Origin of the sequence: Erythrobacter ramosus, from assembly GCF_009828055.1 — a bacterium.
GTDB classification, from domain to species: Bacteria; Pseudomonadota; Alphaproteobacteria; order Sphingomonadales; family Sphingomonadaceae; genus Erythrobacter; species Erythrobacter ramosus.
In genome coordinates, this window is sequence record NZ_WTYB01000001.1 from 1,186,944 (window position 1) to 1,206,912 (window position 19,969).

General features: G+C 66.2%; 17 protein-coding genes. 9 read left to right on the plus strand and 8 right to left on the minus strand.

The annotated features are described in order from the left end of the window. Window positions 1-81 precede the first annotated feature (81 nt). Window positions 82-1,038: an SMP-30/gluconolactonase/LRE family protein gene (locus GRI59_RS05925; RefSeq protein WP_160760223.1), complete on the plus strand. Its 957-nt coding sequence runs from the start codon at window positions 82-84 to the stop codon at window positions 1,036-1,038. On the opposite strand, the gene GRI59_RS05930 is transcribed toward GRI59_RS05925, so the two are convergent. Continuing rightward, window positions 1,035-2,387, minus strand: a complete 1,353-nt coding sequence (locus tag GRI59_RS05930; protein WP_160760224.1) for a M24 family metallopeptidase — start codon at window positions 2,385-2,387, stop codon at window positions 1,035-1,037. The two genes, GRI59_RS05925 and GRI59_RS05930, sit on opposite strands and share 4 nt — an antisense overlap. A gap of 62 nt (window positions 2,388-2,449) precedes the next feature. Beyond that, on the minus strand, window positions 2,450-3,232 hold the full coding sequence (locus tag GRI59_RS05935) for a citryl-CoA lyase (RefSeq protein WP_160760225.1): 783 nt from the start codon (window positions 3,230-3,232) through the stop codon (window positions 2,450-2,452). A gap of 103 nt (window positions 3,233-3,335) precedes the next feature. On the opposite strand from GRI59_RS05935, the gene GRI59_RS05940 reads away from it, so the two are divergent. The 8 genes from GRI59_RS05940 to GRI59_RS05975 all read left to right on the plus strand — a co-directional run bounded on the left by GRI59_RS05940 (window position 3,336) and on the right by GRI59_RS05975 (window position 11,992). Then, entirely contained in the window at window positions 3,336-4,496 is a 1,161-nt protein-coding gene (locus GRI59_RS05940; RefSeq protein WP_160760226.1) for a CaiB/BaiF CoA transferase family protein, read from the plus strand. After that, entirely contained in the window at window positions 4,477-5,307 is an 831-nt protein-coding gene (locus tag GRI59_RS05945) for an IclR family transcriptional regulator domain-containing protein (protein WP_160760227.1), read from the plus strand. Before GRI59_RS05940 ends, GRI59_RS05945 begins: the two co-directional genes overlap by 20 nt. 270 nt (window positions 5,308-5,577) lie before the next feature. Beyond that, window positions 5,578-7,797 (plus strand): TonB-dependent receptor, encoded by a 2,220-nt coding sequence (locus GRI59_RS05950; RefSeq protein WP_160760228.1) that lies wholly within the window; start codon window positions 5,578-5,580, stop codon window positions 7,795-7,797. 13 nt (window positions 7,798-7,810) lie between these two features. Further along, a complete protein-coding gene (wrbA, locus tag GRI59_RS05955; RefSeq protein ID WP_160760229.1) occupies window positions 7,811-8,413 on the plus strand; it encodes an NAD(P)H:quinone oxidoreductase in 603 nt (200 codons plus the stop codon). Between the two features lie 29 nt (window positions 8,414-8,442). Continuing rightward, window positions 8,443-8,988 (plus strand): VOC family protein, encoded by a 546-nt coding sequence (locus GRI59_RS05960; protein ID WP_160760230.1) that lies wholly within the window; start codon window positions 8,443-8,445, stop codon window positions 8,986-8,988. A 28-nt stretch (window positions 8,989-9,016) separates the two neighbouring features. After that, window positions 9,017-9,838 (plus strand): alpha/beta fold hydrolase, encoded by an 822-nt coding sequence (locus GRI59_RS05965; RefSeq protein WP_160760231.1) that lies wholly within the window; start codon window positions 9,017-9,019, stop codon window positions 9,836-9,838. Beyond that, window positions 9,835-10,959, plus strand: coding sequence for a cobalamin-independent methionine synthase II family protein (locus tag GRI59_RS05970; RefSeq protein WP_160760232.1), 1,125 nt, complete (start codon window positions 9,835-9,837; stop codon window positions 10,957-10,959). The genes GRI59_RS05965 and GRI59_RS05970 overlap by 4 nt, the downstream gene beginning before the upstream one ends. 61 nt (window positions 10,960-11,020) lie before the next feature. After that, window positions 11,021-11,992, plus strand: coding sequence for a zinc transporter ZntB (locus GRI59_RS05975; RefSeq protein WP_160760233.1), 972 nt, complete (start codon window positions 11,021-11,023; stop codon window positions 11,990-11,992). Window positions 11,993-12,008: 16 nt separating this feature from the next. Here the strand turns inward: GRI59_RS05975 and GRI59_RS05980 are convergent, their stop codons facing one another. Genes GRI59_RS05980 through GRI59_RS06005 form a run of 6 tightly spaced genes read right to left on the minus strand, consistent with a single transcriptional unit; the run spans window position 12,009 to window position 19,965 of the window. Further along, window positions 12,009-13,433, minus strand: a complete 1,425-nt coding sequence (locus tag GRI59_RS05980; protein ID WP_160760234.1) for an AMP-binding protein — start codon at window positions 13,431-13,433, stop codon at window positions 12,009-12,011. Continuing rightward, window positions 13,430-14,254: a GNAT family N-acetyltransferase gene (locus GRI59_RS05985; RefSeq protein WP_160760235.1), complete on the minus strand. Its 825-nt coding sequence runs from the start codon at window positions 14,252-14,254 to the stop codon at window positions 13,430-13,432. Before GRI59_RS05985 ends, GRI59_RS05980 begins: the two co-directional genes overlap by 4 nt. Continuing rightward, the gene (locus tag GRI59_RS05990) at window positions 14,251-15,549 is read right to left on the minus strand and encodes a diacylglycerol/polyprenol kinase family protein (RefSeq protein ID WP_160760236.1); all 1,299 of its coding nucleotides are present in this window, start codon (window positions 15,547-15,549) and stop codon (window positions 14,251-14,253) included. Before GRI59_RS05990 ends, GRI59_RS05985 begins: the two co-directional genes overlap by 4 nt. After that, window positions 15,546-16,634 carry a BtaA family protein gene (locus tag GRI59_RS05995; RefSeq protein WP_160760237.1) on the minus strand — a complete coding sequence of 363 codons (1,089 nt, stop codon included), beginning with the start codon at window positions 16,632-16,634 and terminating at the stop codon, window positions 15,546-15,548. Before GRI59_RS05995 ends, GRI59_RS05990 begins: the two co-directional genes overlap by 4 nt. Continuing rightward, window positions 16,631-19,042, minus strand: a complete 2,412-nt coding sequence (locus GRI59_RS06000; protein ID WP_160760238.1) for a PEP/pyruvate-binding domain-containing protein — start codon at window positions 19,040-19,042, stop codon at window positions 16,631-16,633. Before GRI59_RS06000 ends, GRI59_RS05995 begins: the two co-directional genes overlap by 4 nt. Further along, window positions 19,039-19,965, minus strand: coding sequence for a UbiA family prenyltransferase (locus GRI59_RS06005; protein WP_160760239.1), 927 nt, complete (start codon window positions 19,963-19,965; stop codon window positions 19,039-19,041). Before GRI59_RS06005 ends, GRI59_RS06000 begins: the two co-directional genes overlap by 4 nt. Window positions 19,966-19,969 lie beyond the last annotated feature (4 nt).

Genomic DNA, 19,969 nt, shown 5'->3' on the forward strand with positions numbered 1-19,969 from the left:
GCTCCCCTCAAAAGTGCTGGCGCATCCGCCGGTGAAAGCGCAAGCAGAGGCATTGCGGGCCAGAAAAGGGATAAGCCGTTCATGCGCAACATGTGGGGATTGATCGCTGGAATTGCGGCGCTGGCAGCCAGCAGCGCGTGCGCGCAAGTGCCCGATCGCTGGCCAGTGGAAGATGACGGCGTGTTCGTTCCTGGCAGCATGGAAAAGGTGGGTGAGGGATACAACTTCACCGAAGGCCCGGTGTGGGACGGGGCGCGAGTGATCTTCAGCGATATCTCGGGTGATACGGTCTATGTAATGACCCCCGGCGAAGCACCGCGCGTGCTTTACACCCCGTCATCGCGCGCCAACGGCCATACTTTCGATCGCGCCGGCGCTCTGCTCAATGCCGAACATGGTAGCGGCACATTGACCCGCTGGACGCCGCAGAGCGGGCGGCAAACCGTGGTTGCGGCCTATCAGGGCAAGCATCTCAACAGCCCCAATGATATGGTGGTGCGCAGCGACGGGCTGATCCTGTTCACCGATCCGCCCTATGGCCTTGGCAGCGCCTATGACGGTGTGCAGCGCGCGTCCGAAGTCGGCTTCAACGGCGTCTATGCCTTCGATGAGGCGAGCGGGCGGATGGTGCTGATTGACGACAAGCTTGACCGACCCAACGGCATCGCGCTCTCCCCTGACGAAGCGACGCTCTATGTCAGCGATTCCGCGACCAACACCGTTTGGGCCTACACCCTCGCCGTTGATGGCAGTGCCCGGGACAAGCGGCTGCTGGCCGATCTGGCGCTGGAGGGCGCGCGGTTCCCGGTCGATGGCTTGCGGGTGGACAGCGAAGGCCGCGTTTTTGCCACCTGCCCGGCGGGGGTCTGCGTGATCGCCCCGGACGGATCGCGGATCGCGACTCTGGAACTGCCGATCCGCGCGAGCAATGTCGGCTGGGGCGGGTCGGACCTGTCGGACCTCTACATCACCTCGGATTCCGAAGTGTGGAAGGTGAGCACCCGCGCGAAGGGCATCGGTTCGTCGATCCGCCGTTAATCCGACGGGATTAGCGTGATTTCCGTCTGGCGTCCGTCGATGTAGCGCACGGTTGTGCCGTCGAAAAAGGCGTCTTCCTCGGTGCGGAAGTCGACCCGTTGGCCGCCCCATTCCGGCACCGCCGCATAGGAGGTCAACTCGATCGACCAAGCGGTGTTCGCGCGGATCGGACCGCTGCCGCGTGGGTCAGCCTTCTGGTTGTCCCAGAACCCGATGCTCGGCCCCGCGCCGTGGCCGTGGTGGCCGATGGGGTGGGTGTAGATTGACGGATCAAGCCCCGCGGCAATCGCATCCTTGCGCGCCTGCGCCAGAGCATCATTGCCGCTGATGCCCACCTTGAAGGCGCGGGTGAGGAAATTCTGCACCTTGTTCGAATTCGCCAGCCCCGCGCGCAGCCCCGCAGGCGCTTCGGTTTCGCCGGGCTTCAACACATAGGCCAGATGCTGGGTATCGGTGTTGAGCCGCAGGTAGGTGATGCCGAAATCTGTCCACAGCAGATCACCCGGCAGGATCACCTCGTCGCCCTCGATCATGCCCTTGGCACCCTGTCGCTGGATCGCGACCGAAGGGTGGAACCACGGATCAAGGCCCAGCGCCATCAGCCGGTCACGATACCACCATTGCACTTGGCTTGCCGTGGTCACGCCCGGCGTGATGACCTTGCGAGAGAACGCCTCGCCGATCACCGAATGCGCGAGGCGCACTACCGTGGGGTAAAGTTCCATCTCTGAAGGCGTCCGCGTTTCGAGCCAGCGGATCGCGAGGTTCTCACCGCTCACGATCCGGTCATGCATCGCGGGCGGGAGGGCCTGCATAAATTTGTCGTACTGGCTCAACGTCATGCCATCAGCGAACTGGTAGAGATCGGAGGAGTTAATCGCGATCTTCGCCGGGTCTCTCGCCGCGATCAGGTCGGCGACGGCCTGCCACTGGTCGGGCTGCTTGTCGGGATCCCACGTGGGTGCGAACAGCCCGCCAAGGCCATAGCGGCTGACGGTCAGGCGCTCGACTGGCTTGCCCTCGCCCGGATCATGGAACACGAGGATCGTCCGCCGGCGCGCGTGCATGTTCTCGGCATCGAGCATGGTGGCGACCACCGGCTCTTCGAAATATTCGCGCGCCACCAGCAGCCACAGGTCGATCCCCTCTTCACGCATGATCTGCGGGATGATGGTATCGAGCCGTTCGGCAAGGATGCGGTTTTCAAGGCTTGCGCGCTCGCGCGGGGCGAGGATACGCGGCAGGGCGGGGGCCGCCTGCTCCGTCTCGCTCAGGGTGAGCGGCGTGTCGGCCAGCACAGGCGTTGCCGCCAGCAGCGCTGCCAAAGAAATGAAATGCCGCGCGATCATGTTCGTCCCCTTGTCCGTGTTGCGCCGACAGTGGCGCGCGTCGGGCGCCGGATCAAGCGCGCTTACTCGCTCCCGTCGTCGAACCCGATCCGCTCCGCCGCCGCGCCGCTCATGATGAAGCCGATGGGCCGCTCGGTCTCTTCCTGCAAATGCGCGATCAGGCTGGCGGTGCGGGCGAGGAGCGAGATGCCCTTCAGCGCCGCGAGCGGGAAGCCTGCATCCAGCATCACAGCGGGGATTGCTCCGTTGACGTTAATGGGAAGCGAGCGGCCGATCGCCTCTGGCAGCACGGCTTCGATGGTGCGCAGCATGGCGATGTGCTTGCCTTCCATGCCGTGCTCCTTGGCGAGCGCCAGCAGCCGGTGCGCGCGCGGATCCCCGCCGGAGTGCTGCGGGTGGCCGAAGCCGGGGATCGCCTTCTTCTCGGCCCGCAGCGCCTTGATCGCGGCGATGGCGGTCGCGGCGGGATCGCCCTCTTCCGCATCGGCGACGACCTGCGCGTAGAACTTGCCCGCGACCTCGGCGCTCCCAAGCACCACAGAACCGCATCCGAGCAGCCCTGCTGAGACCGCGCCGTGGAAGGCTTCGGGCGCGGCGGCGTAGGTCATGCGGGTGGCGACCACGCTCGGCACTAGGCCGTGTTCGGCAATCGCGCACAGCACCGCGTCAGCCAGCGCCTTCTGCGGCGTGGAGGGCATGGTGCCCGTCACCAGCAGCCAGAAGTAGCTCGTGAAGTCGACATGACCGATCACCTCGCTACACAGATCCATGCCCCGCACCGTGATGCTCTCGGCGTCCGAGGTGCAGATCGAAGTCACGGCGTTATCCTGCTTGCCGATGCGCATGGGGCGTTCCTTTTCGATATTCGAAGTTGATTTCGTTATGCGAAGAATATAGTGTCACATCGAACTCAAGGCAAGCTTGGGGCAAGCAGATGGGATTTGTTGGATGACAGCTCGGCCATTAGCAGGCGTTATTGTGCTCGAAATGGGCACTTTCATCACTGGCCCTGCCGCCGGGATGCTGCTGGCCGACCTGGGCGCGGATGTCATCAAGGTGGAGCAGCCGGGCACGGGCGATCCGTTCCGCAGCTTCAAGGGCGAACTCTATTCGCCGCATTTTCAGACGTACAATCGCAATAAGCGTTCGATCACGATCGACCCGAAGAACCCTGAAGACCTCGCGGTGCTAGACCGTCTGGTCGCAGACGCGGACGTGTTCATCCAGAACTTCCGCCCGGGCGTTGCCGACCGGTTGAAGGTGGACGCGAAGCGCCTTCAGGCCATCAACCCGGCGCTGGTCTATGCTTCGATTTCCGGCTTCGGCAGCGAGGGGCCGGAGCGTGATCGCCCCGCTTTCGACACCGTCGCGCAAGCCGCGTCCGGCTTCCTCAGGCTGCTGGTCAACCCCGAACACCCCCGCGTCGTCGGCCCCGCCATCGCCGATGCCATGACCGGCTTCTACACCGCCTTGGGCATCCTCGCCGCCCTCAACGAGCGGCACCTGACCGGCAAGGGCCGGGTGGTCGAAACCTCGATGTTCGAGGCGATGTGCCACTTCAACCTCGACGATTTCACCCACCTGCTCTCCGCCGATCAGGTGATGGGGCCTTACAGTCGCCCGCACGTGTCCCAGAGCTACGTGTTCCAGTGCGCCGACGGCAAGTGGCTGGCGCTGCACATGTCGTCCCCGCCCAAATTCTGGGAGAATCTCGCGGTCGCTGTGGGCCAGCCCGATATGCTGAGCCTGCCAGCCTTTGAAAGCCGCGAGGCGCGGATTGCCCATTACGAAGATGTGGTCGCCTTCCTCGCCCCGATCTTCGCGAAGCAGACCCGCGACCACTGGACCGCTGAGCTGACTCGCCTCGAAGTTCCCAATTCGCCCGTTTACGACAGTGCCGAAGTGCTGGCGACCGAGCAGGCCAAGGTGCTCGGGATCGAAGTCAGTGACCCCAACGGGCCGAAGGGCACCTTCCGCACGATCCGTTTCCCGCTCAGTTTCGATGGCGAGCGGATGGACAGCGTCACCGCGCCGCCCCTATTGGGAGCCGACGACGCGGCTGTTCGCCGCTCCATCGAAAGGCCAGTGCATGGGATCCGCAGGGGCTGAACCCGCAGACAAGGTTGCCGGGGGGAAAGACCCGGAATTTCTCTCGACGCTGGAGCGCGGCCTGCGCGTCCTCAAGGCGTTTGACGAGGACCACCCTGAGATGACCCTGTCCGAGGTGGCGGCCAAGACGGCGCTGCCCCCGGCAGTGGCGCGGCGGTGCCTGATCACGTTGGTGGAGCTGGGCTATGTCGGCCAGCACGAGCGCAAATTCCTGCTGCGCCCCGCAGTGCTGACAATCGGATCGGCTTTCCTCGCTTCGATGCAGATCGAACAGGTGGTGCTGCCACCGCTGCAAGGGTTGCGTGATCAAACCGGCGACAGCGCCAGCCTCGCCGTGCTGTCGGGCGCGGAAATCCTGTATGTGGCGCACGTTAGCACCGACCGGCGATTCCGGGTCGCGGCAGGGGTGGGCACCCGCTTTCCGTTCCACGCGACCTCGCTCGGCAAGGCACTGGCTGCGTATCTGCCCGAAGGCGAGCGGACCGCGCTGATGGCGGGCGCACCGTTCCAGCGCTTTACCGAACGCACGGTCACCGACGGCGCAGCCCTCGCCGAACGGCTCAATCTGATCACGCAGCGCGGTTACGATTCGGCGCTGGACGAGCTGGATTACGGCATCGTCTCTGTCGCTGTGCCGATCTTCGGGCGCGACAAGCGGGTCATCGCCGCGATCAATTGCTCCACCTCCACCACCCGCATCTCGCAGGACGAACTGGTCCGCACCCGCCTGCCGTTGCTGCGCGCAGCAGCCGGGGAGATTGAGGCCTCGCTCAAGCGCTGGCCCGCGCTGGAGGCGTCTTTGCGGCCTTGATGCCTGCCTCGGCTCAGGCCGGCAGGGTCGCTACCTTCAACCGGCCGATAACCCGCGCATAACCCGCGCATAACCCGCCCATAACCCGCCAACCACACGCCGACCGCATATAGCGAAACGGCGCGCGCGAGCCTTGCCGTTGCTCTGCCGCCACACCTAGTAATGTTTTCGCATATCGAAGTTGACTTCGCATTGCGAATTTCATAACTCACTTTAAGGGAGGGATCGCCAATAGAGCGACGCGATGACGCGCGCACAGGGGAGAGAGATATGACGACTTCGGGCATCGGCCGCGCCACGCGCAGGCTTATCAGCACCACTGCTCTGACGGCCGCCGCGCTGGCAGCAACGCCGCTCGCCGCGCAGGAGGCCGCTCCCACTGAAGAGGCGATCGACGATCAGGGTATCGTCGTCACTGGCCTGCGCCGCAGCGAAACGCTTCAGGACACCCCGGCTGCCGTCACCGCGTTCGATTCGCAGGCGATCAGCAATGCCGGGATCGAGCGTCCGGCCGACTTCATCGCGCTGACCCCCAATGTCACGCTGGTCGAGACGCAAAACGCGGGCAACGCCTTCGTCATCATTCGCGGGATCACCCAGAACCGCAATTCCGAGCCTTCGGTCGCAGTGATTGTTGACGGGGTGCAGCAAGTAAACCCCGCACAATTCAACCAGGATCTGTTCGATATCGAGCAGATCGAAGTGCTCAAGGGCCCGCAAGGGGGGCTTTATGGTCGTAACGCCATCGGCGGCGCGATCATCATCACCACCAAGGCGCCGACCGACGAATTCGCGGGCAACATCACTGCGGGCGTCGACAATGGCTTCGGCTATTTCCTGCGCGGCGGGATCAGCGGGCCACTGGCGGAGAACGTCAAGTTCCGCGTCGCAGGCTCGTACTACAACACCGACGGTTTCATCGAGAACACCTTCCTCAATGACGAAGCCGATCCGGTCGAAGATTTCAGCCTGCGCGCCAATCTGCTGATCGAAGCCACCGACAAGCTGACCTTCGACCTGCGCGGGTCGATGAACCAGCTGCGCACGCAGGGGCTCTATTACAACATCGTCAATGACGTGAACACGGTTGCTCCGGTGCGGGTGAACAACCCCGGCCAGAACGACCGCGATATCTACAATGCTGCGCTGAAGATCGAATATGCCGGTGACAACGCGGTGTTCACCTCGATCTCGTCCTACGACACGGTCAAGGAAGTGCTGACCGGCGACGCCTTCGACTTCCTGCCGATCCCGGACAGCTTCTTCTTCAACCTGTTCGAAGCGATCATCGGACCCGGTAAGGGGTTTGACCTCAACCAGAGCCAGTATCTCAACGTGAAGGCCTTCAGCCAGGAAGTGCGCCTTGCCTCGCCCGAGGATGGCCGCGCCTTCAACTGGATGGCCGGTGGCTACCTGATCGACACCACGCGCTTCATTTCGACTGGCAACATGATCGATACGAACAACGGCGTCTTCCCGGTGTTCCGTTCGCCTTCGACCAATCCGCTCAACCCGCAGTTCTCCTATCTGGCCGATGGTCAGGAGAACTTCGCTTGGGCGCTGTTCGCCAATGCGGGCTATGAATTCTCCGATCAGTTCCGCGTTGATGCTTCGCTGCGCTATGACCGTGACAAGCGCCGCCAGACCACGCTGACCCCGCAGGGCTTCCTGCCCGTGGTGCCCGGCGTGCCGCAGGCGCAGAGCGGCGAGGTCCGCACTGCGGTGTTCGACGATTGGCAGCCGAAGCTGACCCTGACCTATGAGCCGACCCCCGATCTGACGATCTACGGCGGTTACAGCCGGGGCTTCCGTTCAGGCGGGTTCAACCAGACCGGCGTCGGAGCGGAAGCCTCTGCGGCCGCGATCGTCGGCGTGGGCGACATCTTCCGTGCGGAAACCGCCGATACCTTTGAGATCGGCGCCAAGGCGCAGCTCGGCCCCGTCCGTCTGGCAGGCGCGGCCTACACCACGCTGTCGAAGAACAGCTACTTCTTCGTCTTCCTTGCCCAGTCCTCGACCCAGAACCTCGGCAACATCCCTGAAACCCGCCTCAACGGTTTCGAGCTGGAAGCGACCGCGGAAATCCTGCCCGATTTCGACATCAACGCCGCGATTGGCGTGACCGATAGCGAGATCAAGGACTTCCCTGACGCGAGCGTGATCGGCAACAAGGCGCCGCAGATCTCGAACTACACGCTCAACCTCGGCGCGCAATATGCCGGTGCGATCAGCGACACCGTCGATGCGCTGGTGCGGATCGATTACCGCCGCACGGGCAAGACCTGGTGGGAGCCGTTCAACACCACGGTGCGCCAGCCGGTCGATATCGTTGACGCGCGCGCGGGCGTAACGCTGGCCAATGGCGTGTCGCTCACCGCCTTCGCGCAGAACCTGTTCGACGAGACTTACAACGCCGAATTCTCGCCTGGCGGCTTCGTGTTCCGCGCCCGTCCGGCGCGCTACGGCTTTGAAGTCGGCTACAAATTCTAAAGGAAACGCGCGCATGACCAAGGTGCTGGTGCTCTACTATTCGAGCTATGGCCATATCGAGGCGATGGCCGCTGCGGTTTCTGAAGGCGCTGCCAGCGTCCCCGGCACCGAGGTTTTCGTGAAGCGTGTTCCCGAATTGGTGCCCGATGAGGTCGCCAAGGGTGCGGGGATCAAGCTCGATCAGGCGGCCCCCCTTGCCGACCCGAATGAGCTTGCCGATTATGATGCAATCATCTTCGGCACCCCCACCCGCTTTGGCAACATGGCGGCGCAGATGCGCAACTTCCTCGATCAGACCGGTGGGCTGTGGTTCACCAAGGCACTGGTCGGCAAGGTCGGGAGCGTGTTCGTTTCCACCGCCAGCCAGCACGGCGGGCAGGAGACGACCATCACCTCGTTCCACACAACGCTGCTGCATCACGGCATGGTGATCGTCGGCCTGCCCTACACCTTCGAAGGCAATGCCGAGATGGGGGAAATCAGCGGCGGCACCCCCTATGGCGCATCGACGCTGGCTGGTAATGACGGCAGCCGGATGCCGAGCGCCAACGAGCTGGCCGGGGCCCGTTTCCAGGGCGCCCATGTCGCCACCATCGCGGGCAAGCTGGCCGCCTGAACGAATTTGGGAATGATGGAGAGAGCACGATGACGACAATTCTGGCCAACCGCCTGCACCACACCGCCTATGTGACCAAGGATCTGGAGGCGACCCGCGCGTTCTACGAAGACGTGCTTGGCTTCCCGCTGATGGCGACCTATTGCGAAAAGGACGAGCTGTTCGGCAAGGAGCGCACCTATTGCCACGTGTTCTTCGAACTCGCCGATGGCAGCGCGCTCGCCTTCTTCCAGTTTGCCGATCCTGACGATCAGGCCGAATTCGGCCCCGAAATGCCGTCGAGCCCCTTCATCCACATCGCGCTTCACGTCGATGCCGATGGCCAGGCCGAATTGCAGAAGCGCATCGCCGCTGCCGGGATTGTCGAGCCGCAGACCTATGTGCTGGAGCATGGCTATTGCCGCTCGCTCTATGTCACCGATCCCAACGGCATGATCATCGAGTTCACCTATGATGATCCGCGTGCAGCCCCGCTCGATGCGGATCGCCGCGCTTCTGCGCATGGCGAGTTGAAGCGCTGGCTTGCTGGACAGCACCACAACAACAACCCGTTCCGCGCCGAAGAAGCCGCCTGATTGCGGGGCCGTGGGGGCGCATGTGAGCATGGCTGCCCCCAAGGCGAACAACGTGGCTGATGATCCGGTGAGTTACGGCGAGGTTGCCGTCGCGGGCGGCACCGTGCCGATCTGCATGGCCGGAGAGGGTGCGCCCGTCATCCTGCTCCACGGCTGGACGCTCGATCACCGGATGTGGACGCCGCAGGTGGCAGGGCTGGCGGGCGATTTCTTCCTCGTCATGCCTGACCGGCGTGGCTGCGGGCGCGCCACCGCGCCGCCCGATCTGATGCGCGAGGCCGAAGACGTTATCGCCATTGCCGATTTCCTCGGGTTCGAGCGGTTCGCGCTGGTCGGCCTGTCGCGCGGCGCGGTGGTCGCGCTGGATGTGGCGCGGCGGTACGGGTCGCGGCTGACGGGGCTGGTGGTGTCCGGCGCGCCGCTCCCAGCTCTGGTACCGCGTGAGGAAGTGATCGATCTTGACCGGTTCCGCGCGCTGGCCGCTGCTGGCGATCTGGAGCGGCTCAGGGCCGAATGGTCGCGCCACCCGCTGATGCAGACCCATTCGCCCGCCGCCCGCGCGCTGATGTTCGAAATCCTCGCCGATTACGACGGCCGCGATCTCCTGACGCCGAGCCAGACGCCCGGCTTCCCGCGTGAGGCGCTCGCCATGCTGGCGATGCCGGTGCTCAGCCTGACCGGCGTGTATGACACCTTGTGGCGGCGCGAATGTGCGCGGGTGCTCGGCGCGGTCGCGCCGCGCGCGCGGAATATCGAAATCCCGCAGGCGGGCCATCTCGCCAATGCCGACAACCCGGCGACTTTCAACGCCGCCATCGCCCAGTTCCTCACGCCAAAGGCCCCAGCATGACCAAGCGTTTCCTCACCACCCATGTCGGCAGCCTGCCGCGCCCCGAAGCCCTGCTCGATCTGGTGTTCAAGCGCGAGGGCGGGGAGCCCGTGTCCGAGGCTGATTTCGATTCGGCGGTGGAAGAGGCCACGGCTTACGTCATCAAGCGCCAGATCGAAGCCGGGGTGAGCATCGTCAATGATGGCGAGCAGTCCAAGCCGAGCTACGCCACCTATATCAAACACCGCCTCTCGGGCTTTGGCGGCGAGGCGGGGCAGTACGAATTCGCCGATCTCGAAGCCTTTCCGGGCGCCAAGGCGCAGGTGTTCGGCAACAAGGGCCGCGCCAAGCGGTCCGCGCCTGCCTGCACCGCGCCCATCACCGTGATCGACATGGAAGCCCCCCGGATCGATGCCGAGCGGCTGGTGCGCCTCGCCAATGGCCACGCCACCTTCATGTCCGCCGCTTCACCGGGTGTGACCGCGCTGTTCTTCCCCAACCAGTTCTATGCCAGCGACGAGGAATATGTCTTCGCCCTCGCCGAAGGGCTGCGCCACGAATACGAGACCATCGCGGCGGCCGGGATCACCTTGCAGGTCGATTGCCCCGATCTGGCGATGGGCCGCCATGTGCAGTTCACCCACCTCTCCCTTGATGAGTTCCGCAAGCGCATCGGCATGAACATCGCCGCGCTGAACCATGCGGTGCAGAATATCCCGGCGGAGCAACTGCGGATGCACCTATGCTGGGGCAATTACCCCGGCCCGCACCACTGCGACGTGGCGCTGGGCGAGATCGCTGACATCGTCTGGACCGCCAAGCCGCAGACCGTGCTGATCGAAGGCGCCAACCCGCGCCACGCGCATGAATTCGCCTTCTTTGCGGAGCACGCACTGCCCGATGGCAAGGTCCTGTGCCCCGGCATGGTCGAACCGCAGAGCCCCTATATCGAGCACCCCGATCTGATCGCCCAGCGCATCGGCCGCTATGCCGATCTGCTCGGGGCCGAGCGGGTGATGGCGGGGGTCGATTGCGGCTTCTCGGTCCACGCGGGCAGCAATGCGCTCGACCCCGAGATCGTCTGGGCCAAGCTCGCCGCGCTCGCCCAAGGGGCCGAGATCGCCAGCGCCAAATACTTCTGAGCGCATTTCTGACGAGGCGCTGCTTGCCCCCAGCGCGGCGGCGGGGCTAACAGGGGCGTCGATGGACGCAACAACCCGCCCGCTCACCGTGCAAGCGCTTTTGGTGCGCGATGGCATCGTCACCGACATCGGGCCGGGCGAGGTGGCGCAGTTCGCAGGGCCGGGATTCGTCTGGCTCCATGCCGAGGGCGTGGGCCACGGCGAAAGCATGGACCTGCCGGACTATGTCCCGGCAATGGCCGCCAACGCATTGGTAGCGAGCGAAACTCGCCCGCGCTGCGACGAAGTCGACGATGCCGTGCTTATCAACCTGCGCGGCACGGCGTTTGATACGATGCAGGATTCTGACGGGCTGGTCTCGATCCGGGTATGGGTCGAAGGCGCCCGCGTTACGTCGGTCAGCCGCCACCGCATGGCAGCGCTCGCCAAGGTCGAGGCTGCGGTGCGTGCTGGGCGGATCACCGACGGGGGCGATTTCGTCTCGGCATTGGCGCAGGCGATCTCGGTCCAGCTTGACCCGCAGGTTGCCGATCTGGGCGATAGCCTCGATGATTGCGAAGGGATGCTGGACGGCGGCGACATCTACGCGCTGCGCCGCAAGATCGCCTATATCCGCAGCCAGGCGATCGTGCTGCGGCGGTTCGTTGCGCCGGACCGCGATGCGCTGGGTCAGATGGCGCAGCTCGAATTCGACTGGATCAGCAAGGATGACCGGATGCACCTGCGCGAGGCGGCAGACCGCTTCGCGCGCATGGCCGAGGAACTCGAAGCGGTGCGCGAACGCGCCGCGCTGCTCCACGAACAGCTGACCGATCTGCGCGCCGAAAAGATCGACCAGCGCTCGCTAGGGATCGCGGTGACGGCGTTCATTTTCCTGCCGCTGACCTTTGTGACCGGGCTGCTCGGCATGAATGTCGAGGGCATTCCCTTTGCGGCCCACCGCTGGGCGTTCTGGGGCGTGGTCGGTTTCTGCGGTGCCATTGGGGCGCTGGTGATGGGCTGGTTCGCTTGGAAGCACTGGCTGGAGGATTGATCGCTTCAGACCTTCGCTAGGCTCCGCTTGCCCTCATCACTTCGGCGAGCCGGGCGTAATCCACCTTGGACCGGTGGCGGCGATCAAGCGGGATGGATTTGAGCGCGACGACCGTGGTGACGCCGAGCGCGGCGGCGGCGGCCTGCCAGTGGGCAAGGCGAGCGGTATCGCCTTCAATGGCGAGGCAGGCTTTGCCATCCAGCGGGCAGAGCGCCGCGCGCTTGACCCCCGGCCAACTCCGCGCGGCGACCTCGATAGCGAAGGGCCACAGGCCCTCGATGCGACCTTGCGTGCGTCCCAGCAGCCACAGGCGTCCAACCTCGTCGAACCGCCCGCCGTCTCCGGTGCGGTGCCAGATAGTGCCGCTTTCATCGCGGGTCTTGGTAGCGGCATTGTCGGCGGGGTCGACATAGGTTTCGACCACGTGATCGCCCGCGACGAGGATCTCGTCATCGACGATCCTGACCCTCACCGCGCTGACCGGCGGCCCGGCGAGCAGGCCTTCTCCGCCGTTGATCCGGGCGCGGTCGGCGCGGGTGAGGGCGCTGACTTCCAGCTCGGCAATCGGCTCGGCCTCGGTCGAGCCATAGACCGCCATGACCCTGAGTGCGGGGTTGTGGGCGGCTAACCTGTCGACCACATCGGCAAACACCGGCCCGCCGCCGGTGAAGACGGTGGTGACGCTGGCCGGGAGCGGAGCATCGGCCAGCGCTTCGGCCAGCACCGGGGGTAGGAGCAATCGGGTGACGCCGTGCTTGGCGATGTGGGCGCGGATCGCTTGTGGGTCGGCGCGGTCAGGGCGGCGCAGGGGCCAATTGGGCAGCACCGACGTCACCCCGCTCCCGAGGTTCGCCAGCACGAACACCGGGAAGGCGACGAGGTCGATCTCCGCCCTGTCACTGGCCAGCAGCGGGCCGACGGCACGGTTCTGCGCGGCGAGGAAGCCGTGGCTGCGCATGATCGCCTTGGCTCGCCCGGTCGATCCTGAGGTGAAGCTCATCAGAGCAGGGTGATCGTCCGGCCAGCTTGCCGACGGCGGCGCAGAAGCTGCACCCGCGCCGAGCGACAAGCGCGTCACGCCCAGCAAGCGCGGCACTAGCAGTGGCAGCACCCTCAGCACGCCCGCACCGATCCACGCCTTCACCTCAGCTGCCGCCAGCGCGGTTTTGACCCCCTTCAGCCCCATCGCCGGCTCCGGCAGCACCGCCACCGCGCCCAGCCGCCATAATGCGGCGAGCGCAGCATAAAGATCGGGCGTCACCGAAACTGCGATCAGCACCCGGTCGCCCGGCCCGATCCCGCGCTTGGCCCATTCGCCCGCGAGGAACCCGGCGCGGTCATGCAAGCTGGCAAAGCTGACCTTGCGCCCCTTGCCATTGATGATCGCAGGCCGATCCGGATGCGCGGCGACAGCCGCATCGAAGGCGGCAAGGATGGTCAAGCGGGGCGGTGTCCGAACAGAGCGTAACGGCGGAAGACCTCGGCCCCGTGCTGGCCGCTCCGCACCAATGAGACATTGTCCGAATGCATCAGCGCGTGCACCACATGGGTGCAGCCGAGCCCCCGCGCCGCCTCATGGAAATGATGTGCCAACAGGTGCCCCACGCCCCGCCGCGTCCCTGCATAGGTTTTGAGCACCGCCCGCGAAGGCACCGCCGGATCGCGGAAGCCGAGCAGGAAGCCGACAATCGCGCCGCGCTCGTCCCGCGCCAGAAACACCAGCCGCGGATCAAGCAGCGGCAGCAGTGGGAGATAGAGGCCGAGGAACCCCTCGCGCGTGATCGGCTTGAAGAACTGCTTGTCCGCGAAAGACCCGCCCGCCAGCGCGAACACTTGCTCCAGCAGCGGCTGCGCGTCTGTGCCGTCCCACGTCGCGACGGTGATCCCCGCCACCGGCGCAGGCTCGGCCTGCGGGGTATCGAGCGCCATGCGGGTCGAGGCGTAATGCGCGACCGCTTCAAATCCCGCCAACGCCAGCGCCTCGGCCACATGGGGCTGGGCGGCAGGCTCCATCAGGAAGGGCGGGCTGCCGTCGCTTTCCACCACGGTGCGGTAGGCGTGCCAGGTGTCGCCATCCATCGGCGCGAGCACCGGGCGGCCATCAGCGCGGGCCAAGGCCTTGCGCAGAAGCGCCGCGCCAGCCTCGGGATTGTCGAACGCCAAAGCGCCCAGCGCCACCGCCGCCGCGCCATCCCATGCCGGACCGTGTTCGTAGAACCGCAGGCTCGCGCCCGGCGCGCGCATCTCATCGAAGTCGCTCATTGCATCCCCAATGTCGCAAGATAGGCCGCAAATGGTACCAGATTGGCGACCGCCCCTAGGCGCGGCGCGCGCCAGCGGTCGAACCATGTCGTGCGCGCCAGCACCAGCGCGGTGACCAGCAGCAGGCTCGCCGCCGCCACCAATGGCAGATACGGCGAATGCAGCGCATGGCCGGGCGCAAGGCTTAGCAGCGCGATGTAGCCCGCACCCACCGCTATCGTCAGCACGGCTCCCGCGGCGATCCGGCCTCCGGTCGCCACCAGCAGCAGCCCTAAAGCCATGCCCGCCATGCCGAGATTGTAGAAGCTCAAGGCGCTCGGCCCGATGGTCTCGCCCACGAAGAACCAGATCAGCCCCGCACCGCACAGGGTCGCGATGAAATCCAGGTCGCAGTGCGGGCTCGCGCAGGGGCGGCGGCGGGCGATCAGATGCGCGGCGATGGCGAACATCGGCACCACCGCGCCGTAAGGCCCGCCCGCGCCCAGAAACAGGAAGATCGCGATCACGAAGGCGCGGCTCGCGTGCACCGACAGCGCCAGCCGCCGCGCGATAACCGCCACCGCGATCACCGCCACCCCGAATTGCAGCGCGATCAGCGCCAGCGCCATCGGCTCGGCAAACAGGTAGCCCTTGATGAAGAATTGCAGGCAGATCGGCACGAACAGATTGTCGAGGCCCCGCCACGACACCGCCTCGACAATCGCGCCGAAGGCAGCAATCGCGAAGGCCAGTACCACCACATTGAGGCGCGGCGCGTCCGTGAGAAGCAGCAGCATCGCCATCGCCACGATCACGCTGACCATGAAGAAGGCGACCACCCCCTCCCAGCTCTTCACCCCATCCTCGACGGCGAAACGGCTGCGGCCATAGGCGCTCCCTGTCAGCGCGGCGGCGGTGTCTGACAGGGTGATGATGGCGAGCGGCAGGGCGTAGAAGATGTATTCGCCCTCCGATTGCAGGAACACGAACCCGATGGCGAGCGCCAGCCAGATATCGCCGAGCGAGCGCCGCTCGACCGCGTGGATCGCCTTCCCGAGCCCGCTGGTGCGCACCTGCGGCAAGCGCAGCCAGCCCATCAGCGCGAGTGCAATCAGCAGCAGGACGACCACCGGCAATCGGGTATCGAACAGGAGCGGCAGGGCCATGGCGTAAAGCCCGATGGCGACATGGATGGTCTTGCGGCTGACTTCGGCATGCCAGCCGAACCGCTCTCCTGCGTAACGCACGGCGGCGATCACGCCCATCAGTAGCGCGACCGATCCGGCCAGCAGGGCGAGGTTAAGCGCGATGCTCAAGGAAGCACCTCATCCACATGGAAGGCGGAGTAGAAAAACGCCTGATCGCGTGCGGCGAGAGGCGCCGCGATATCGAGGCGGGGGCGGGCGCGGGGGGCGTATTCGGGCGGCATGGCGCGCGGGGCCATCATGTTCCAGTACACCAGCCGCGCGCCGGGATTGGAGGCGGCAAGGATGCTGCCGTAAGCCGCGCGGAAGCCCTCGGGCGACATGTATTCAAAGATGTCGGAGAGGTTCCAGCCGTCGACGCCTTCGGTCGCGGCCTGCTCCAGCGGGCCGAGGTGGAGGCGGACGCGGCCTACCCGCTCAGCGATGGTGGCGTGATGTTCGGGCCGCCATGCGAGCGGCAGAACCGGGCCGTGGGTGCCGGTCAGGACATAGCGCAGGTAGGGATTGGCGACGGGGTCATTGGCGACAAAGGCGTGTTCGATACGGCGCGAGACGTGATCGCTGACCGAGCCTTCGACATGATCGAAAAACGCCGGATCGCGCCCCAAGGCGCCCATCGCGCGCCGCGAGAAGAACGCCTTCAGCAGCCAGCGCCAGCGCAGGTTGTTCCAGCGGTCGTGGAGGAACGGCGCGCGTTCCTCCTGCGAGCGCGGCTGGAACACCGCTGCGACCGTGCGGCGGGAGTGGACGAAGGGCAGCAGGCGGCGGTGGAACAGGCGGAAATAGCGTTCGAACTTGCCGACTCCGCCCGCGCCGTGGGCGATAACTTCGGGGCGCAGCGCGGCCCAGAAGGCGGCGGTCTCGGCGTCGCACTCGGCCAGCACCCGGTCAAGCAACCCGCCGCGCCGTTGCGAAGGTGCCGCGCCGAGCAGCTCGGTCAATTCGGTATGGGTCAGCACCGGAAACGCGGCCAACCTTAGCTTCAGGCACGCCAATTGCGCGGGCGAAAGGTCGGCGGCGATTACCTCGGCGGGATCGCACAGCAGCATCGCCAGCGCGTTGTCGCCTGCCGAACAGATCGACACCAGCCGACCGCCGGGACGCTGGCCGATGGCGCTCACCAGCACGTCCGCATCCTCCCACAGCTGGGCGTAGCGGATGTGATCGAAGGCGGCCTTAGCAGCGATCTCGCTCATGCTTTGCTCACCCTTCCGCTAGCTCCGTCCACCGTCAGCACTTCGCCATCCGTAATCCAGCGGGTCGCGTCCGACAGGCCGACAACGCAGGGTATCCCCAGTTCGCGCGCCACGATGGCGCTGTGGGACAGCAGGCTACCTCGCTCGACCACGATGGCCCCAGCACTCGCAAACAGCGCGATCCAGCCCGGATCGGTGTGGCGCGCGACGAGGATTTCGCCTGCCGCGATGCTCTGGCCACGCGGGTCGGCGATGACGCGGGCGACGGCGGTGACGGTTCCTGCGGACGCGCCCGTACCGCTGCGGGTGCGTTCGTCACTGGCAGCTTGCGCGGGAGCCGCGAGGGTCGCCGCAGCGCAAGCAGGCCCTTCGGTAATGATGCGCTCGGGCGGATCGGGGAGAGCGGTAGCACGCTCCATCTCGCGGCGGCGCACCTCTGCCAGACCCGCAAGGTCGGCGGTGACGCCAAAGCCCTCGATCGCGCCGAGCACTTCGGGGAGCGTGAGCAGGAACACATCGCGGGACGCAGCGATCAGCCCCATCGCGTGGAACTGTGTCCCCATCGCCAAGAGCACGCGGCGCGCGCGCCCGAAGATGCGGGTGCGTTCGTACCGCAGGTTCTCGCGGTCGCGCACGCGGTCCTTGGCCCAGCGCACCAGCCAGCGGGCGATGATCCGCTTGACGGGTTTGCCCTTGAGCGCGACGTCCAGCCGCGCCCACGGATCGCCGCGCTCCGGCGCGGGGCCGTGGCGGCTCCTCGCAGCGGCGGCGATGGCCGCAAACAGCGGGGTGGGGTCTTCGTCGAGGGTGACGCTTTCGAGCTTCAGCTCCTCGGTGCAGCGGTCGCCGAATTCGGCGATGTAGCCCGCAACGCCATCGCTGATGGCGCTCACCTCCACGGACGCACGGTTCTGCGCATCGAGCGCGGCCAGCAGCGCGGTATCCTCGCGTGCGGTCTCTCCCATCGCCCGGATCAACTGCGCCGGACGCGCCGAGATGATGTCGCCCTGACCGATCAGCACATCGTTGAGCGCCGCCGTGCCCTCGGCCCCGGCCCAACCTTCCAGCGCCTTACGCGCCGCTCCGAAGGCGATCATGCAGAGGAAATCATTGACGATCGGCGCGTCCCAGCGATCAAGCAGGTCGGCCTCGATCCGGCGATATTCGGCGGCAAGTTCGGTGAGGGACAGCGTCGCCACCCGCTCCGGCGCGGTCGCCTTGAGTGCGCGGTCGAGCCGCTTGCGGAACTGCGCCGAGGTTGCGGGCAGCGCGCGCGAGGCCCGCCACAGCCGCCACGCCGAGCGCGCCATGCGGGCATATTCTTTGAGGCGCTGCGGCTGACCATGCTCGATCTGCGCCAGCAGCCGTTCGGGCAGCGGGGCGCTCGTCCCCATCATCCCGTCCATGAAACCGCGATTGAGGCTGTAGCCCGGCAGCATCGCCAGCGCGCGGTGCCAGTTGCCAAGGTTGTAATAGACCCGCCCCTCGATGCGGGAGAGCATGTTCTCGAACACCACCCGCTCGGCGCGGATGCGTTCCGGCGGCACCCCTAGCAGGCCGACAAACGCCATATAGACCCTCGCATAGGCGTAGCTGGCGAAGGAGAAGGTCAGCGGGGCGACGATGCCGGGGTAGCTTTCGACGATGTTCGAGTTGTCGAACACCATGAAGCCCGGGTCGGTGAGCGGGGCGGGGCGCAGGGGCGAGGTGATCGGGCGCGATTGCAGCAGGTAGAGCGCCCCGTCCGCAAAGGCCCATTCGATATCCTGCGGCCCGCCGAACGCGGCCTCGGCAGCGAGGCAAAGTTCGACGATGTCGCGCACCTGTTCAGGGGTCAGTCCCTCGCCATCGCCAGTGGTTGCGACGACCTCCAGCGCAGGCCGCGTGAGCCACCAACCAGAACCGTCCACCTCGCCTGCCACCAGCCGGTCGCCGAGGCCCTGCGTGGCCGAGACCACCACCCGGTCGCGCCGTCCGGCCACCGGATCGGCGGAGAAGGCGACCCCGGCGTGGGAGGCGGGGATCATGCTTTGCACCACCACAGCGGGCGGGGCGCTGTCGGCGATGCCCCGTTCGGAGCGATAGGCGGCTAGCCCTTCGCCCGCGCCCGAGGCTGAGACCTGTGCGATAGCTGCGGCGACCCCTTCGGCGGGCACATTGAGCAGGCTCTCAAACTGCCCCGCATGGCTCGCCTCGGCCCCGTCCTCGGCAAGGCCTGATGACCGCACGGCGAACGGCCCCGGCCCCAAGTCAGCCAGCGCTGCGGTCAAGGCTTCGGCGTCAGGCGCCTCAGCAGAAGGCACCACGAAGAACGGCGGCACGGCAAAGCCCGCCGCGCTGGCGCGGGCGAGTGCGCGGCCTTTGCCGCCCGCTTCCGCCGTGTCTGCCTGCGCCCCCGTGAGGATCATCGAAGCAACGCCCCCGCAAAGGGCGCGAAGCCCGCCGCGCCATAGCAGGCAAAGACCCACAGGCCCGATGCATCCTCCAGCGCCTTGGCCCGCTCCGGCGTGGCCGCCGCGCGATACAGCAGCGCCGCGCGCCCGGCATAGACCACCCCGGCCAGCCCGATCACACCTGTCAGCACCGGCGCGCCAGTCGCAAAGCCCACCGCCAGCAGCAGCGCCAGTGCGACGCCCAGACACGCCAGCCACAGCACCGAACCGCGCCTTGGCCCAAGCACGCGGCTGTAAGTCTCCACGCCCTCACGCTCGGACTCAGGCGCCCAGAGCTTGCGGCCGATTTCCAGCACGCAGCCATTGGCGAAGCTCAGAAACAGGAACAGCGACAGCGCCGGCACGGGCGTGCCGTGGGGCGTCCACTCCGCGCCTGTAATCACCAGATCGATCAGCGGCATGACCGCCATGTGGCTGACCAGATAGGCGAACGGCCGCGCCTTCAGCCACGCGGGCACGAAGAACTCGAAGCTCATTAGTGTCATCCAGCCCCATGCGACGCCCAGCAGCGCGATCAGCCGCAGGTCCACCGCCAGAGCGGCCAGCGCAGCGACAGCCGCACTGGCGATCCCCAGCGCGATAATCGTCTCCAGCCGCACCAGCCCCCGCGGGATCGGACGTTCAGGACGGAAGCGGGCATCATCCTCCTTGTCCTTGATCTCGTCGAGCACCCGCAGCTGGAAGAAGAAGGCCAGCGTGATGATGAAGGCGGCGAGGTACGCCGTCAGCGCCGGTGCGTCGCGGCCCGCCAGATGCGCCGAGACGCTGACACTCGCCCCTGCAAACACGGCACACAGCACGGCGGTGCGGCCCAGCGGGAAGCGCTCGGCCTGATATGTCCACAGGCGTGCGGGCAAGGAGGGGCGGGCGGCGTCCATCGCC

What these genes read in the sequence shown, in the direction of transcription:
- GRI59_RS05940 (WP_160760226.1), top strand. Translation starts at nt 3,336, where the DNA reads ATGACAGCTCGGCCATTAGCAGGCGTTATTGTGCTCGAAATGGGCACT.
- GRI59_RS05945 (WP_160760227.1), top strand. Translation starts at nt 4,477, where the DNA reads ATGGGATCCGCAGGGGCTGAACCCGCAGACAAGGTTGCCGGGGGGAAA.
- GRI59_RS05995 (WP_160760237.1), bottom strand. Translation starts at nt 16,634, where the DNA reads ATGAGCGAGATCGCTGCTAAGGCCGCCTTCGATCACATCCGCTACGCC.
- GRI59_RS05925 (WP_160760223.1), top strand. Translation starts at nt 82, where the DNA reads ATGCGCAACATGTGGGGATTGATCGCTGGAATTGCGGCGCTGGCAGCC.
- GRI59_RS06005 (WP_160760239.1), bottom strand. Translation starts at nt 19,965, where the DNA reads ATGGACGCCGCCCGCCCCTCCTTGCCCGCACGCCTGTGGACATATCAG.
- GRI59_RS05985 (WP_160760235.1), bottom strand. Translation starts at nt 14,254, where the DNA reads ATGAGCGACTTCGATGAGATGCGCGCGCCGGGCGCGAGCCTGCGGTTC.
- GRI59_RS05960 (WP_160760230.1), top strand. Translation starts at nt 8,443, where the DNA reads ATGACGACAATTCTGGCCAACCGCCTGCACCACACCGCCTATGTGACC.
- GRI59_RS05950 (WP_160760228.1), top strand. Translation starts at nt 5,578, where the DNA reads ATGACGACTTCGGGCATCGGCCGCGCCACGCGCAGGCTTATCAGCACC.
- GRI59_RS05965 (WP_160760231.1), top strand. Translation starts at nt 9,017, where the DNA reads ATGGCTGCCCCCAAGGCGAACAACGTGGCTGATGATCCGGTGAGTTAC.
- GRI59_RS05975 (WP_160760233.1), top strand. Translation starts at nt 11,021, where the DNA reads ATGGACGCAACAACCCGCCCGCTCACCGTGCAAGCGCTTTTGGTGCGC.
- GRI59_RS06000 (WP_160760238.1), bottom strand. Translation starts at nt 19,042, where the DNA reads ATGATCCTCACGGGGGCGCAGGCAGACACGGCGGAAGCGGGCGGCAAA.
- wrbA (WP_160760229.1), top strand. Translation starts at nt 7,811, where the DNA reads ATGACCAAGGTGCTGGTGCTCTACTATTCGAGCTATGGCCATATCGAG.
- GRI59_RS05935 (WP_160760225.1), bottom strand. Translation starts at nt 3,232, where the DNA reads ATGCGCATCGGCAAGCAGGATAACGCCGTGACTTCGATCTGCACCTCG.
- GRI59_RS05970 (WP_160760232.1), top strand. Translation starts at nt 9,835, where the DNA reads ATGACCAAGCGTTTCCTCACCACCCATGTCGGCAGCCTGCCGCGCCCC.
- GRI59_RS05930 (WP_160760224.1), bottom strand. Translation starts at nt 2,387, where the DNA reads ATGATCGCGCGGCATTTCATTTCTTTGGCAGCGCTGCTGGCGGCAACG.